The following is a 16,255-nucleotide window of genomic DNA, read 5'->3' as shown; positions in this document are numbered from 1 at the left end:
CTATTTAAAAATAAAAAGGTTATTGAAAATGAAAAGAATTGTCGTTAAATGTTTAATTATTATCAACATTTAGTGTCACAAGGATAGAATGATTAAGTAAAAGGAATTTTTGGTTGATTAAGCGGCTTATCGAACGATAGCCATCTTCGGAAGTCAGTGAGATTCTGACGCTGCCCCCGCAACGGTAATGTTTGAAAATTGAGTTGAGGTAGAGTGATGCTCGACCGATTAAATTTTTAGCTAAGCCCGATACAAGCTTAATCCATTTTTTAGGGTGAGGAATAAACCTCAAATTTTTAAGTAGCGCGGCGGGCGTTACTGTTATACGGGTAAACAGAGAATGAAAAAACAATTTTTACTGCGAGCAACCGTTCTGGCAATCGCATCTTCCGGGAGTCTAGCAACAATTGCTGATGACGCTGTAGAGAGTCAATCACAGGATGAAAAAATCGTTGTTACTGCCAATCGAATCCAGCAAGATATTAATGACACTTTAACTGATGTTGAAATTATTACTCGTGCTGATATCGAAAAAATTCAACCTCGCTCGTTAATTGATTTATTGGTTAATGTATCTGGACTTGATTCGGTTCAAAAAGGGGGACATGCCCAAGATTCATCTTTATTTGTGCGTGGAGCCAATTCAAATCAAGTGCTGGTATTAATTGATGGCGTACGTGTCGGTTCTGCCACCTTGGGCGAAAAATCAATTTCTAATATACCAATGGCACAAGTCGAACGGGTTGAAATTGTCAAAGGTCCGCGCGCGGCCATTTGGGGAAGTGATGCAATTGGTGGTGTCATTCAAATATTTACTCGTCGCTATTTATCGAGTGAATCCCGTATAGGTGTTACTATGGGGAGTAATGACTCAGCCGAAGTTGATGTTGCACTAGGTTTTGGTGATGAGACGCTTAATAACACCGTGACTTACAGCCACAAAAAATCAGATGGCTTTGATGTGCGTATTGATGATGAAAATGATGATGACGGTTTTAAAAACGATTCAATTGCAATGCGCGGTAGTTATCAAAAAAGTGAGCATCACACATTTGATTGGGTTGCGCAGGTTGATAAAGGCCAATATGATTTTGATACCAGTTATTTGGGGAATCAATCGCATTATAAAAATCATTTTTGGAATTTAAGATATCTTTATCATACTAACGAATGGAATCATCAATTGGCCTGGTCGGTTAATCGAGATAGATTTTACTCGGTTGGTAATGGGGTAACGCGAGCTACTGCTGGTAACTATGAAACACGCCGTGAACAATATAACTATTTAACCCGCCATCAGATCAATCAAGAGTTTTCATTTAGCGGCGGTATTGAATGGCTATTAGATGATATTCGGCATACAACCAGTGACTATGCGTTAAAACAGCGAGAGTCGAAAAGTGCGCAAATAGGCTTTAACTATATTGGTGAGCTATGGTTGGCTGATTTAGCGGTACGTTATGATGATATTCAGCGAGTTAATAGTGAAACCAGTGTGAATTTTGGCATCGGTTTTCGCATCGCCGATAACCATTTGCTTAGCATCAATTACGCCGAAGGCTTTAAAGCGCCTACTTTTAATGATTTATATTATCCTTACGGGGGTAATCCTGAATTGAATTTTGAGCTATCTGACAATATCGAACTGGTATATAAAGGCGATATTTTCGGTGGACGCTTAACGGTTAGTGTTTATGAGTCAGAAATTGAAAATTTGATTCAGTGGACACCCGATAGTGAAGGCGCGTGGACACCACAAAATGTTGGGGAAGCTGAAATTTCTGGTGTTGATTTGACCTATAAATTAACACACGGGAATTGGTCACATCAATTGACTGCCAGTCACACAAAAGCAGAAAATACCACTACCAAGCAACAATTATTAAGACGAGCTAAAGAACAGGCGGGTTATCAGTTGAGTTATGCTGAGCAACAGTTGGATTGGTTTGCACAAATTCAATATGTTGGCGAACGTCCTGATAATGATTTCCAGACCTATAGTCCGATGATGCTTGACAGCTATGTTCGCCTGAATTTAGGGGTTGCTTATGAATTGAATACTAATTGGAAATTCCAGTTAAAAGTCAATGATGCATTAGATGAAGCGCCTACTCAGGTATCGGGATATTATCCGGTTGAACGCGAGTTTTATTTTACTGTGAGCTATCAAACGAATTAGTGATTATTGCTGATCGTTTTTGCTTTTTGTTTGTGCTTTAAACTTAGAGCCTTGCCAATTTGATAGTTGGTAGGGTTCTAGGGGATGTTAAATCTAATCAAATTAAAACCGGTAATACCGCTGAAAGGTTTATTGTGAAAATCATTCTTGCGCGCCACGGCGAAACTCAATGGAATAAACTTAAGAAACTTCAAGGACGGCTCGATAGCCCATTGACGGATGAAGGGATTTTGCAAGCCCATTCGCTGGCAGAAAAATTAAAAACAGCTCAGGTAAAGTTAATTATTTCATCTCCGCTAAAACGGGCTGAACATACCGCACAGATCTGTGAAAAAGTTCTTAATGTTGAACGACAACTTGATGCTCAATTAGTTGAGCGGGATTTCGGTTTGTGGCAGGCTGAGTATTTTTCGGAATTAAAAAGTGAAAAATATTTTACAGATGTTTTTTACAAGGTTAATCATCAGGGACCGCCTGATGGAGAAACTGGAATTGCTTGTGCGCAAAGAATTCAACAAGCGTTACTCAACATTGCAAGAACGCAATTGAATGGTATAAAAAGTCATCTGCCTTTATCTAATCGAAGATTGTCTAATCAATTGCAATCTAACGAATTGCCTGTAGAGGGTTGCCTGTTAGTGATTACACATGGAGATGCAATTCGTTGTTTACTTTCTCTGTTAAGCGTACAAGGTCAGGTTGATGCTTATAGCCAGTATGGTAATGGAAAAACTTTTCCATTGTATTATCATGCTGAACTTGATGAGCTTCAAGTTTTGGTTGAATAAAAGCGAGCTTCAACTTGAATGATTGGTTATTAACAAGCCTGGTTTTAATCGGTGCATATGCGATCGACCGTTTGTTTGGTGAACCGGGACGATTTCACCCATTAGTCGGCTTTGGCAATCTTGCTGCACGACTTGAGCGGCAACTGAATAAAAACTTATTTTCTGTACAAACTAGTCGCTTGTTTGGCGCACTGGCATGGGGAGTGATGGTTTTGCCTTTACCTCTAGGTCTTTGGTGGTGGCAAAACCATTGGTTAGGGTGGCCTAATATGGTCGTATGGTGCGATTTATTTCTCGTTTATATTTGTCTGGGTAATCAGAGTCTACGGCAGCATGCATACGCAATTTATCAGCCTTTAACAACGGGGGATATTCAATCAGCTCGCCAAGCTGTACAAATGATAGTGAGTCGGCGTACTGATAGCATGGATGAGTCTCAAATCAATCGTGCCACGGTTGAATCGGTTTTAGAAAATGGTCATGATGCGGTAATTGCCACTTTATTTTGGTACATGATTGGTGGTGCGCCTTTGGTGGTTTTACATCGTCTGGTCAATACTTTAGATGCCATGTGGGGTTATAAAAACGCACGATTTACTCACTTTGGTTGGCTGGCAGCAAAATCTGATGACTGGTTAGGATGGCTGTCGGCAAAAGTGACCGGTGTTTTGTATTGGTTGAGCCAATCCTGGCATCCTCCCTTGGGATGGCAAATGTTAAAAACAGCACTTTATCAAAGTCGTCAATATAAAAGTTTAAATGGTGGTTGGGTGATGGCCATAGGTGCGTTTGTGCTTCAGATAAAACTGGGTGGAAAGGCGCAGTACGAACAACAATGGTTTGTTTCGGTTGAGCTCGGCGAAGGGGAGCCACCAACCGCTCAACACATTGTGCGTGCGGTTAGCTTGGTCAATCGCGCCTTTATGCTTTTCGTTAGCGGGATAGCAATTATTGGCATGATAGAATGGATAGCTGCCAGATAGTGCCTATCAAATCATTGTTTTTATGCTAAATAATGTAATCAGTTATTTTTTAGTAAGTCTGTTTTTAAGTAAGTCCGTTTGTAAGTGAGTCTATGAAAGAAATTACGCTACCTGTTGTTCATGGAGGTCAGTTGAGCCAAGTGGCAGCAAAATTTGGACTGGATGACCAAGGTTGGCTGGATTTATCAACCGGTATTAGTCCAATTAGCTATCCGGTGCCAGAAGTTCCTGTCGAATATTGGCAAAAGTTACCTCATGTCAGTGAGCAGCTGCTGCAACTGGCACAAAGCTATTATCGAGCGGATAATGTGCTGATTAGTCACGGTTCGCAAAGTATTATTCAGTGTTTACCTAAAATTATACAGACTGATTTAACTTTCAACTCAGTGCTTGACGGTAAGCAACCGTTGCGAGTGTGGATTCCTGCCTCGGGTTATCGTGAGCATCGATATTGTTGGCAAAAGCAGCAAGCGAGTATTATTGAATACCAACAACTACCTTTGAATACACAAATAAAGACGGGTGATATTGTGGTTGTCATAAACCCAAATAATCCAACGGGAGAATTATATCAACCGTCGTTCATTCATCAGTTGGCACAGCAATTGGCGCAAAAACAAGGCTGGCTGATTATTGATGAAGCCTTTATGGATGTTTGTGCACCCGAATACTGGTATCGGCCTGCTCAACTAATGACAAGATGCATTGTGTTGCGCTCGACAGGTAAGTTTTTTGGGTTGGCAGGTATTAGAGCGGGATGTGTCATTGCCAATGATAACCTGCTAACTCAAATCGCTACAGAACTTGGACCCTGGCATGTGAATGGCGTAGCCCTTTGGGCAATGGAACAGGCATTGGCCGACACTCAGTGGCAACTTGCTCAGCGCCAGCGGCTTGCTCAATATGCCAATGCGCTACTCACTATGTTAACTCGGCATTTCCCTGGTGAAAAAATATCAGGGACGGACTTATTTAAAACGGTTTATCTAGCAAATTCGCAAGACTGCTTTGAGCAACTTTGTCAGCAAAAAGTTTATGTGCGATTGTGTGATGAAAAGAATGCCTTACGCTTTGGTATTCCCTTGCCTGATGATCTGGACAGGCTGGACCAAGCCTTATTACAGCTTAAAGCGTATCACTAAAAGACAAGTGAGAATCGATGAGTTAAAGTCGATAAACTGAAATCGATAAGTTAAATCATTGAATGTTAATATATGAAAATAAAATGATAAAAAATATAGCATTAAAGTTTGCAACCTATGTTGTGGTTGATGATTTCTCGTGTGAAAAACTTTAACCTTTAACTGCATCTTTAGAATTAGAGAAAGAGCAATGAAAGTATTAGATTACCAATGGCTATCTGAAAAAGGTCTGAATTTGCAGGCATTACTCGATCTTGATTCAATACCAACTGATATTTATCAGACCTTAAAGTCGCCAACTTACGAGCTTGCCGATTATCAACAAATTTTGATTATTGGTCATGCCGGGCGTTTATTGTGGCAACGCCTTCAACAAGCGGTTTCATCGCAAGCTCTTAATCCCTGGTGCCATCAACATCCTATCGATGAATACTCTCATCAAATGCTTGAACGGTTTTTAAACAATCATCAGGTGGAAGACTTTCAACTTATTTATCCTGGCGGTACATTTAGCGGGTTACAGCAATTAGGCAAGGTGATTGGTTGGCACCATAGTGCACCATTTCGTATTGGTATTAATCAGCAGTGGGGGAGCTGGTTTGCTTATCGTGCCGTGGCTTTAATGAAAGGGCGATACGATAAAAAAGGCTCAACTATCATGCCTTCACAAAACCATTCGCCTTGTGATACTTGTGAAACTAAAATCTGTATTCAGGCCTGTCCTGCTAATGCACTGCAAAATGATGCGCTTGACTTGACTCGTTGTCTAACTTATCGACAGCAGCCGGATTCACTATGTGCTGATCGCTGTATTGCTCGAATGAGCTGCCCCGTAGCGCCTGAACATCAATACGATATTTCACAAATCAACTATCATTATATTCAATCGCTACGATTTATTCGGCAGCACGACTAACTTGAGTGAAATGATTTTTAGTCGCTTTTAAGTCGACAATAAAAAAGTTAATCGGCTACTCTTTAAAAAAGGAGTCTGAGCGGCTATGATACGGTCAGATTTTTTTGCGTCATAATTAAGAGATAAAAATGCCAAAAGCAAGCGAATTAAAACGGGGAATGGCAGTCGAGTACAACGGTAAAATGTTGTTAGTGAAACATGTCGATGTGCATAGTCCAAGTGCCAGAGGCGCTGCGACCTTGTACAAAACACGCTTTAATGAAATTCCGTCGCACAGCAAGGTAGAGCATACCTTTAAAGGTGAAGATATGCTGACTCTGGTTGAGTTGAATCGTCGAGCGGTCAGTTTTTCTTATATAGACGGAGATGATTATATTTTTATGGATAGCGAAGATTTCACCCAATATGCATTTAAACTAGCTGATATCGAAGAAGAAATGCTGTTTATTAATGAATCGACAGAGGGACTGATAGTCTTGACCGTTGATGGTAAAACTGTTGGGCTTGAGCTTCCTCAATCTGTTGAAATGGAAATTACCGAGACTGATCCTTCAATTAAAGGTGCTTCGGCTTCTGCCAGAACAAAACCAGCCAGATTTGCTACAGGGCTGACAATTCAAGTACCTGAATATATCTCGCAAGGTGAAAAGGTTAAAATTAATACAGCTGAAAGAAAATTTATGGGGCGGGCGGATTAGTAAATATGGCTTTGGCGACAAGCACAATACCATTTATTCAAACTTTAAAAACGATTTCTGTTGCCGCGGACAATATTCAGATCCTGTCCACCACTAAAGACTTTAAGCAACAACTTTTATCTCTTATTCGAAGTGCACGCCAGCGTATTTATCTGGCGGCACTTTACCTTCAGGACGACGAAGCTGGTAGAGAAATATTAGAAGCCATTTATCAGGCAAAACAAGCAAACCCCCAATTAGATGTAAAAATATTTGTTGATTTTCTCCGTGCTCAACGAGGCTTAATGGGGCAGGCAAAAAGTATTGGCAATGTCAGGCTGTATCGCGAAATGGCGGAAAAATATTCACATTCTATCGATATTTTAGGTGTGCCGGTAAAAAGCAAAGAAGTTTTCGGTGTATTTCATTTAAAAGGTTTTATATTTGATAATACCTTACTTTACAGTGGCGCCAGTATTAATAATGTTTACCTGCACCAGGCTGAAAGATACCGCTATGATCGTTATCATTTAATAAAAAGTCCAATTCTTTGTAACAGCTTTGCTGAATTTTTAAAGCATGAAATTGCAGAGTTTTCTGCCGTAACCCCGCTTACCGGATATGATATTCCAGAGCGAAAAAAGTTACTGCCCATTATTAAGCGATTTAAAAAACTGTTGCGCGCCAGTCGTTATCATTTTGTTCCTTCGGTCGATTGTGCCGCCGAAGGTGAAGTGAGCTTAACGCCGTTACTAGGGTATGGTGGGCGTCGCAACCAATTAAATAATACCATTTTTGATATTATTCGTCAGACACAAAATCATTTGATTGTTTACACCCCATACTTTAATTTTCCTTTAAAAATTAATCGCGCCATTCGCGGGTTGTTACGTCGTGGTGTAAAAGTTGATATTGTCGTTGGTGATAAAACCGCTAATGATTTTTATATTGCTGAACCTGAGGCATTTAATAAAATTGGTATTGTCCCGTATGTTTATGAAATGAATTTACGACGATTTGTTAAAAAGAATCAGCGCTATATTGATAAAGGATTACTTAATTTAAATTTGTGGCTCGATAATGGAAATACATTTCACTTGAAGGGAATTTGTTCAGATTACCAAAGTTATTTAATTACCGGACACAACTTGAATCCTCGCGCTTGTAAACTCGATTTAGAAAATGGCGTGCTCATTCAAGATAATCAAAAGCTGCTTCAAGAAAAATTTGAAAACGAATTTGCAACTATTATTACTCATACAACGCAGATTAAGCATTTTGAAGAGATTGAAGATGTGAATGATTATCCGGAAGCGCCCAAAAAATTGATGCGCTCTGTTCGACGAGCCAAGCTCGATAGTATTTTAAATCGTTTGCTTTGATTTGAAATACTCACAATTAGAAAAATATTTTTATGGCGATAGCCTACTCTGTAAGCAGATCTAATCATAACCACCTGCACTTATCTAATTCTGAACCCGATTAAATATGTCAGGGTTTTCAGAATTAAAGACTTAACTTAAGATCGGCCTATAAAGCCTGAAAGGCTTGTTACAATTTTTTACGAACACTTGCACACTACACGGTAAAGGAATTAGAAAACGAAGCTATTGGAGCATCGATGAGTTCGTTGGTAAGAATGGTGTAAAGAGCTTGAATCTTATGATAGTGACCCGTATTAAATAAGAATAATAAATACTACTAATAGCAAAATAAATTATATTAGCTCAAATTCCATCTGACTGTTATCTTTTATAAATATAAAAATTTTTAAATTTAAGTTGTCCCGGTTCAGTTTATTTTGAATGATAAGAAGATTTTAACTCTGATTTATTTTACGCTCATAAAAGGAAATTAATATTTCCTTTTATGAGACAATTTAAATGAAATATAACAATAAATCTATTTTGTTGATTCTATTTTTAATGTTACATCTGAAGCCGCTTCTGCACCATAAATATCCAAGTACCAAGTTCCTGAATCAGGATAATTAAAAGTACAGAATTCATTACTACCAGTCTTATAAGGTCGGCAGTCAAATACTGAGCCTGTAGATTTTTGAGCTTTAGTTACATAAAGATCAGCATCGCCATTATTACCTGATATAGAAACCGTCATCGAAGCTAATCCAACAGGAAGCTTATAGGTATATCGCAACCATTTGCTTTTTGGCACGTTAATATTTTCTGCACTAGCCGTAACAGTATCAATGCCACCTGTGTAACTTGCTTTTAAGCTAACATCAGAAAATGCATTGTAAGCATTTATTCTGATATAATATGTACCTCTGGTAGAAGTCATATTACAGGTTTCATTATTGCCTTCTTTAAAAGGGCGACAATCCCAAGAAGTACTCGTTGATGGCGTATTAAACTTCACATATAAATCTGCATCACCAGTTCCTCCACTCATTTCAAACTTAATATCTGTTGCTCCGTAAGGCACATCAATTTTGTAAAAATAATCGGTTCCTTTGTTAGGGTTGGATATACCAACCCAAGGCACTCCATTGCTTATAACATTAACGATTGGATCACCTCGAAATGCCGCAATTTTTGCAGCTGTATTGGGCAATACTCTAGCATTGTTGCTTTTTTCTATCGTTCCCATTGCACGTCCATCTCTTCTCTGATATGGATTTGACCACCAGTTAATTCGTGAGCAACTTGGCGAACAGTTGTAGGCCATGATAGTACGCCACTTTTTATCAGTATCTTGATAACCATGCCCATAAGCATAAGGCGTTGTTGTACTATCTCTCTCAGGATTATGTCGTGCGCCAAACAAGTGACCTAACTCATGACCAAAAGAATAATATCCGGTTGCACAACTTTGTATAGTAACCGCAAACCCACTACTAGCCGACGTTGCGCCGATAGCAGCTGCTTTCCCACAATATTGTTCTTTCGGAGTAAGCAGCATCACAACATCAGCACTATATTTATTTCTTAAAGTATGCGCACTATCCATGTAGCCATCATTCGTTGCTTTAAGCCGATCAAGATCTTTAGACACACCAACGGCATCGTAGTTAATACTCGATAAATGAGCCAGTTCTACCTTTAAATTGATATGGCTGTTAATATACCCCTGATTTGTTTCAGCAATAGCTAAATCCACCAATGCAGGAATGTCATTAACTTCTGTGGGAACACCGTTTGAGTAAAGTACTAGAACGCGAATAACCGGTGTTGAGGCCGCCGCTAACAGGCCATTATTTGTCATAAGAGATAAGTCAGAATATTCATGGTGTCCCATTTCTAATCCTGCATGCTCCAATTCCTGCTCTGCCGATCTGTTTTCTGGCTCAGCGTCAATTTCAGACTCCACTTGCTCCATTTCTCCCGGAGGATGATCCGGTTGCATATTATTTTCATCAATTTCAATCACCAAGTGTTGTCCACTGGCTAAAGGTTGAATTTTAAATAAACGTCCATCGACTCTAACTGTCCCTGTAACTCTTCCTTCACGCATAACTAAAATAGCATTGTTACTTGCCAAGTCTATTTCAGAAGTTAAACGATTGTTTGTATTTTTAACAGAGGAGTTGCCTTGCCAAATTAAACTTCCTGATGCGCCTTCATCTACCGTGGTTTTATTAAATTTTACCGAAATATCGGGTGTTAAATTTAAAGTTAGCTTATCTGTATTAGCCGATAATACACCAGGCTTAGTATTATAAATGAAAAAGTTTTTTATACTTTGATCATTTGCTTTTAGTCGCTCAACTTCAGAGATAGACGACTGTTTAACATTTTTAGATGCTGCACTATGATTATCCCAACTAAATAATGACTCAGCATTAACAACACTATTTGAAAGAAAAAAAATGCTTATCGTCGATATTATTTTATATTTAAGTCTCATACTGCTTCTCCTATAACGAATAATAATTTTATTGATTTATATTTTTTGGCCGCTTTGACATTTTTAAAAAGCTGAATGTCAAAGTGATGATATAAGGAACAGTTATAAGTGAAAATGGAATTATTTACATCGTATGCTATTGCTGCTTAAGCTGTTTTTGGTGAAAAAAAATAAAAAAATAAAAAAAAATAAGAAGGTTTGGCAAAAATAAATTAAAAAAATAATGCAAAAGCTTTTATAATTTTTTATTCAGTCAAGAAAGAGTAAAAACAAAGTGGGGTGATAGAATTTTCTTTTTGTTAAGTAGTTGACATATTCTCATTGATTGAACTGAAGAAGCGTCGATTTAGAGTGTCCGTGTTCTTAATTAAGCTGAAATTTTAATAGAAGAAAAGGTTGGGTAAGGAAATCAAGATGAAATACAGTGTCAGCAAAATGTCTTGACTTGTAAGATGAGGATTACAGAAAAATATCAAAATAGTTAAATGAAAGGAAACTCAAAAAAGCTGAGGTAAACAAAAAGATGCAAGCGAATGAGAGCCGCTGTAATTTATGCTAAAATTTTTTAGATTTGACAAAACTATAGGATTTATTTTAGCCGTATGCTTAATAATATTAAATGACCAAACCTGTTTGATATAAATGATAATTTGTCTGTGTAGCGTGAGAACTTGTGGGAAACTTTAAGTTTAAATTTCAATTAAATGAATAAAAATCAAAAAAATTTTGGCAGTCTTACCGAGCCAAAGTTCATCAATGCTTGATGAAAGGTGCGGTTAATAATGTAGATATTAGTTAGGCTAAATAAATGAGCATTTAAAATTGACTCACCGGAAGCGCAAATATGTCTGCTAATCTGCCGGTCGATTGGTTATGTTTATTACTGTACTGGCACTCACTAGTGAGTGCTTTTTTAAGCGGGTAAAAAATTCTAATTCGCTTATTCGTTGGCGATTAATTGAAAGTTAATCTGTGACTGATTTTTCAAGTTGTAATGATGATGATTCTGGCGATCGGCGCTGACAATCTTTTAAGGCATCTTTAAAAAATCCACGCAGATGCTTTTTTAAATGGCGCGCCACTTGACGATATTCAATTGATTTTAAATGACAAAATAATGCTAATGCGTAAGTTGCTTCTTGCTCACTCAAAATAACTTCACGCACAGGTGACTGTCCACCACCACAGCCGCCACAACCACCTGCACGAGCAATAATTGCGCTATTGGCAAACATAATGCCGAATCCCATAAAAATTCCGGTAATTTCTCCTGCCATGGGTAAATAGCTTTCGCCGCCAGGGGGCTGGGTTTTGGCTGTACCTGCCAAATGATGAGATAAACCATGTGCAAAATAGGCAATGATACCTTCTGGACTTTTGAGCTGTTGAGGATGATAGCCAAAAGCAATGTAACTGTTCTGGCTGATTTGTGGCTGTGGAAAGCTACTCATAGGCATAGATGAAAGTGGCATCGCTTGTTGCGTACCGTTTAATAACGGATTCGGCTGTGCAGCGTTGGGAGAAGCTTTTACTTGGGCATTTTTGCCTCGCAGGTCACCGTTGATAAAGACTGTTTGACTGTTATCAATGGCCGGCTGAACCGTTAAATCGAACAGCCGTGTTGGCCAATGTGCCATGCCAGCATAATTTTTAACCTGCTCAAATATTAAATTTGCCATGCCGTTTGCAGTTGTTTCTTTACCGGGAAAATGCTTATTGTCTGGAATAACAAGTTGTGTCTCATTGAAGAAAACGTCTTGGTCAAACTCTTTGAGAGTCCAAGAGAAGCAGGCAAATATCCATTCGATAATTTCTTCATCGAGTAATTGTTTATGGCGATTAAATAAATTTAGCATGCGTATTCTTTTTATGACAGATTAAATTACGTGACGTGTAAAGCCTGTTTTAAAGAGGTTATCTAATAAAATAACGCGATAGATAAATAAGGGTTACTCACCGCAATTAATCAGACTATCTATCGAGTATTATCCAGAATTGTTACACTATTCGCCGAATAATGCTATGGCAAGATTACCTTGTATTAAGGACGTATTATATTAAGGACGTATTATATTGAGGATGTATGGTAAAGAGGAATAAGTATATCAAGGGCGTATTGATTAGTTAGCTGATGTGCGCTTGTCTGATAGCAAGTGCTCTTGATAAAAATGTGACTTGATTAGAGTTGAGGTTATCTACTAAATGTATGAAGTAAAAGCTGTTCTCGTAGGGCAAAAATTATTAGAGAAATCCGTTTAAGGCTAAAGGAGTGTGTGATTAGAAGAAAATACGGTGCCAAATTTTATCGCTGGATAATTTAAGTAAATCGATAAAAATGGCACCCTGACGGTTGGTATTGACTGTTATTATTATTTTTATTTTCTTCTTCTTATTATTGGTTTTCCTCCGAATAATCTCTTACTAAGATGTTTTTATTTTATCTTTATTTTATCTCTGTTATATATCCATATCGCCAAGTGCTAATTTTATTGATATTGGTTTTATTAGTATTTTGCATTAACTAGGCGAATATTTAAGCTCAATGAGAATGGCTTTACTTTATATGCTCATTTATATGCTCAAAATTCCCAATATCCTTATTCATCATTGCATGCGACAATCTGCCGCAAAGGCGTTATATTCGAGTAAAACACATTCAAAAATATTGATCTGAATCAAGTATCGCAGTTGTAATCAGAATATGTTATATATTCTAGCTGGCGGCAAAATGAGCTCGCAATATTTAATCAACATTCATCTACACTTTGCGATACAACAAGGCGATATAAAAAAATATCGCCTTTCAACCAACTATTAAGACAGCTTTATGACTAATAATATTCACAATTCTCCGGCAACTGGCGTACTGCTTACAATGGCCTCTCTGGTAATTGTTATTGCTGGATTAAAAGTTGCTGCACCATTGATTGCACAATTTTTGATGGCGCTGTTTATTGCCGTTGTTTGTACACCGTCAATCCGCTGGATGGAACGCAAAAACATTCCGCGTAGTGTCGCGATAGTTTTAGTTTTGCTGTTTATTTTAGCTTTTGTATATTTAGTTGTTTTATTGGTCGGTGACTCGATACAGTCATTTAAAATGAACAAGGATTTATATGTTCAGCAATTAAAAGTACAGTTAACAGCTTTGACTCAGTGGCTTATCTCAGTTGGCATACCTGCGCAAGGTATGGAAATTTCCTCTTTGATTGAAAAAGCTGATTTAATGTCGTTGGTTACACGTCTGGTTGGTGGTTTAGGTGTTATTTTTGGTGATTTTTTTGTCATATTTTTAAGTGTCATTTTTATTCTGGCTGAAACCACCAGCTTTCCTTCCAAGTTTGAAAAAGCCTTTGTAAACAGCCATGATAAAATGGTGCATATCAATAATATACTTGAAAAAATCCGGCATTATCTGGCAATCAAAACTGCTTCTAGTTTATTAACCGGTGGGCTGGTTTCAGTATTGCTTTTATTCATAGGGGTCGATTATCCATTTTTATGGGGAATGCTTGCATTTTTATTAAATTATATTCCAAATATTGGTTCGATTATTGCGGCAATTCCAGCTTTGATTTTATCGTTAATTCAACTCGGTCCAATGGCTATGTTATGGACTGCGATAAGCTTTTTTGCGGTCAATAACTTTGTGGGTAATTACCTTGAACCCAAGTTTATGGGCAAAATGCTCGGCTTGTCGACTTTTGTGGTATTTATGTCTTTAATCTTTTGGGGATGGATATTTGGATCAGTAGGTATGTTTTTATCGATTCCATTAACAATGACAATTAAAATAATATTAGAGGCAAATGAGAGTAGTCGCTGGCTGGGAATATTATTAGGGCCAGAAGATTAGCCGTGATTATCCACGATTAAAATTGTGACTGTCTGTTAGTTGCAATGTCACATCAGTTGTTACAAAAAGACAAACACTTCAATGTAATTTCAAGATAAACTCGACTTCAAGTTGGCCAAGTGATTGTTACAATCACTTGGGCTAATCGATAATGCCAATGAGAGTATTCTGGATAGTAATATGCGAAAAATAATAATTACCATTGTCGGGTTATTTATAACGTTAGTTGGAGTGGTTCTTTTTATCCTTCCGGGGCCTGCATTTTTATTGATTCCGGTTGGTTTGGCCATACTGGCATTAGAATATCCTTGGGCAAGAAAGTGGCTACGCCAATTTCAAAGGTGGATGACGGCCGCAGCACAAAAAGCCGATTTATTTGTCGCACGAAAATTTAAAAGAAAATCCTCTTAGGCTATTTAATCTAATGATTAAGTGAGGGGAGTCTGATAATAACGCTCATTATATCTGTTATTGCGCCCCTTTTTCATTACTCGCTCGTCTTTCTTAGAGTCGTTCCTGGCTACTTTTTCACGTTTGACTTTTCTACAATCCTATACATTTGACAAACAAAGCTTAGACAATTTCTAGCAGTCTTTATGGTTTGTTTTGGTTACCATTGTTTTATTAAAAAATAAAACAAGGTCAATTGTTAATGGCAACCTTAGCACAAATCAATCAAGTGCTGGCTGATATATTAAGTATCAATACCGACAGTTTTTCTGATGAGACAAGTTTATTGGGAAGCTTGCCCGAACTCGATTCAATGGCTGTCATGATGTTAATTTTGGCGTTAGAAAATCAGTTTCAAATTGTATTTGACAATGATGAAGTTGAAGCTGAAAACTTTGAATCTGTCGGTAAGTTGTTAAAGCTGATAAATGACAAACAGTGTTATTTTTGTTGAATTTGAGTTTGCAATACTGATTGTGATGAATGTGCTGATGAAAGTAATAATAAATGTAGTAATGAATGTTGCCGAGTAATTTCAATAAAGAATAATCATCGTTGTTAGTTTTTAAAAGAAAACATTATGCCTTTTTTTATCCGATTAATTATCAAAACTATCCATTGGTTAAATGAACCGAAACGCATGCAAGTTGCGCAATCAATCATTGGTTTTATATTTAAGCGATCAGGCAAAACTTTTAATCGCACCGTTAATAATATTCAACAAGCGATGCCGGATAGTGTGCATCAACAAGCTGAACAATTGGCAATAAAATCATATCAACAAATTGCTTACGGTGTTTTAGAAATGTTTTGGTTGAACGAGTTGGCTGTCGAAGTAGTCTGCTCATCTGAAGTAAGCGAAATCATACATCAGCAGCGCGGTGCAGTAATTGCAACACTGCATATGAACTGTTATGACGTTGTTCCACTAGCAGTTCAAAAAATTTCTGGACGTTCAACCACTTTGTCAAAAATTCCTCAATTTTATCCACAGGCAATACAAATCTATCAAGACGTTGGTATTCGATGTATTAATAAATCGGATAAAAATGTTATTTTTCAATTGGTCAGTGAAGCAAAAAATGGACAACTCGTTTCGTTGCATGCCGATCATTATGCCACAGATGTCGCTATTGAGTTTTTTAATCGAGCCACTCGAGCGGCTAGCGGGGTTGCGCTAATTTCTGCAATGGCACAGGTGCCGCTACTCTTAGGGTACGCCGTGAAGCAGGGCGAGGGAAAATACCAGGTGATTTTAGAGGTGTTGCAAGCACAACCCCTTGCTCGTGATATTAGCCAAATTGAACAGGCAATAAAGCAAATGTACCAACGCTTTGAAAAAATTATTTTACAGTATCCTGAGCAATGGTACTGGTCATATAATCGATGGCGTTAAG

13 protein-coding genes and 1 riboswitch are annotated in these 16,255 nt (G+C 37.9%); of the genes, 11 read left to right on the top strand and 2 right to left on the bottom strand.

Annotated elements, in window-relative coordinates:
* Positions 1–102: 102 nt before the first annotated feature.
* Positions 103–275, top strand: a riboswitch (cobalamin riboswitch).
* Positions 276–340: 65 nt separating this feature from the next.
* The 7 genes from ABVT42_RS14055 to pssA all read left to right on the top strand — a co-directional run bounded on the left by ABVT42_RS14055 (position 341) and on the right by pssA (position 8,067).
* Positions 341–2,179: a TonB-dependent receptor domain-containing protein gene (locus ABVT42_RS14055; RefSeq protein ID WP_353896790.1), complete on the top strand. Its 1,839-nt coding sequence runs from the start codon at positions 341–343 to the stop codon at positions 2,177–2,179.
* A 134-nt stretch (positions 2,180–2,313) separates the two neighbouring features.
* Positions 2,314–2,967 carry a histidine phosphatase family protein gene (locus ABVT42_RS14050; protein WP_353896789.1) on the top strand — a complete coding sequence of 218 codons (654 nt, stop codon included), beginning with the start codon at positions 2,314–2,316 and terminating at the stop codon, positions 2,965–2,967.
* Between the two features lie 14 nt (positions 2,968–2,981).
* Positions 2,982–3,950 carry an adenosylcobinamide-phosphate synthase CbiB gene (gene cbiB, locus ABVT42_RS14045; RefSeq protein ID WP_353896788.1) on the top strand — a complete coding sequence of 323 codons (969 nt, stop codon included), beginning with the start codon at positions 2,982–2,984 and terminating at the stop codon, positions 3,948–3,950.
* Between the two features lie 92 nt (positions 3,951–4,042).
* Positions 4,043–5,092, top strand: a complete 1,050-nt coding sequence (locus ABVT42_RS14040) for a threonine-phosphate decarboxylase (protein ID WP_353896787.1) — start codon at positions 4,043–4,045, stop codon at positions 5,090–5,092.
* 190 nt (positions 5,093–5,282) lie between these two features.
* The gene (locus ABVT42_RS14035; RefSeq protein WP_353896786.1) at positions 5,283–6,008 is read left to right on the top strand and encodes a 4Fe-4S dicluster domain-containing protein; all 726 of its coding nucleotides are present in this window, start codon (positions 5,283–5,285) and stop codon (positions 6,006–6,008) included.
* 128 nt (positions 6,009–6,136) lie between these two features.
* Positions 6,137–6,706: an elongation factor P-like protein EfpL gene (gene efpL / locus ABVT42_RS14030; protein WP_353896785.1), complete on the top strand. Its 570-nt coding sequence runs from the start codon at positions 6,137–6,139 to the stop codon at positions 6,704–6,706.
* A 5-nt stretch (positions 6,707–6,711) separates the two neighbouring features.
* Entirely contained in the window at positions 6,712–8,067 is a 1,356-nt protein-coding gene (gene pssA, locus ABVT42_RS14025) for a CDP-diacylglycerol--serine O-phosphatidyltransferase (protein WP_353896784.1), read from the top strand.
* Between the two features lie 520 nt (positions 8,068–8,587).
* Here pssA and ABVT42_RS14020 read toward each other — a convergent pair.
* Together ABVT42_RS14020 and ABVT42_RS14015 are read right to left on the bottom strand one after the other, a co-directional pair.
* Positions 8,588–10,552, bottom strand: coding sequence for a pre-peptidase C-terminal domain-containing protein (locus tag ABVT42_RS14020; RefSeq protein WP_353896783.1), 1,965 nt, complete (start codon positions 10,550–10,552; stop codon positions 8,588–8,590).
* A 965-nt stretch (positions 10,553–11,517) separates the two neighbouring features.
* Positions 11,518–12,408 carry a hypothetical protein gene (locus tag ABVT42_RS14015; protein WP_353896782.1) on the bottom strand — a complete coding sequence of 297 codons (891 nt, stop codon included), beginning with the start codon at positions 12,406–12,408 and terminating at the stop codon, positions 11,518–11,520.
* 971 nt (positions 12,409–13,379) lie between these two features.
* On the opposite strand from ABVT42_RS14015, the gene ABVT42_RS14010 reads away from it, so the two are divergent.
* From ABVT42_RS14010 to ABVT42_RS13995, 4 genes are all read left to right on the top strand, one after another.
* Positions 13,380–14,408, top strand: a complete 1,029-nt coding sequence (locus ABVT42_RS14010; protein ID WP_353896781.1) for an AI-2E family transporter — start codon at positions 13,380–13,382, stop codon at positions 14,406–14,408.
* A gap of 123 nt (positions 14,409–14,531) precedes the next feature.
* Positions 14,532–14,819 carry a PGPGW domain-containing protein gene (locus tag ABVT42_RS14005; protein WP_353896780.1) on the top strand — a complete coding sequence of 96 codons (288 nt, stop codon included), beginning with the start codon at positions 14,532–14,534 and terminating at the stop codon, positions 14,817–14,819.
* Between the two features lie 241 nt (positions 14,820–15,060).
* Positions 15,061–15,312 carry an acyl carrier protein gene (locus tag ABVT42_RS14000; RefSeq protein WP_353896779.1) on the top strand — a complete coding sequence of 84 codons (252 nt, stop codon included), beginning with the start codon at positions 15,061–15,063 and terminating at the stop codon, positions 15,310–15,312.
* A 126-nt stretch (positions 15,313–15,438) separates the two neighbouring features.
* Positions 15,439–16,254 (top strand): lysophospholipid acyltransferase family protein, encoded by an 816-nt coding sequence (locus ABVT42_RS13995; RefSeq protein WP_353896778.1) that lies wholly within the window; start codon positions 15,439–15,441, stop codon positions 16,252–16,254.
* The last annotated feature ends 1 nt before the right edge of the window (position 16,255 follow it).

The sequence above is a fragment of the Aliikangiella maris genome (genome assembly GCF_040719265.1).
In the GTDB taxonomy this organism is placed as follows: Bacteria; Pseudomonadota; Gammaproteobacteria; order Enterobacterales; family Kangiellaceae; genus Aliikangiella; species Aliikangiella maris.
Note: the sequence above shows the minus strand (reverse complement) of the source record. Positions and strands in the feature narration are given on the sequence as shown.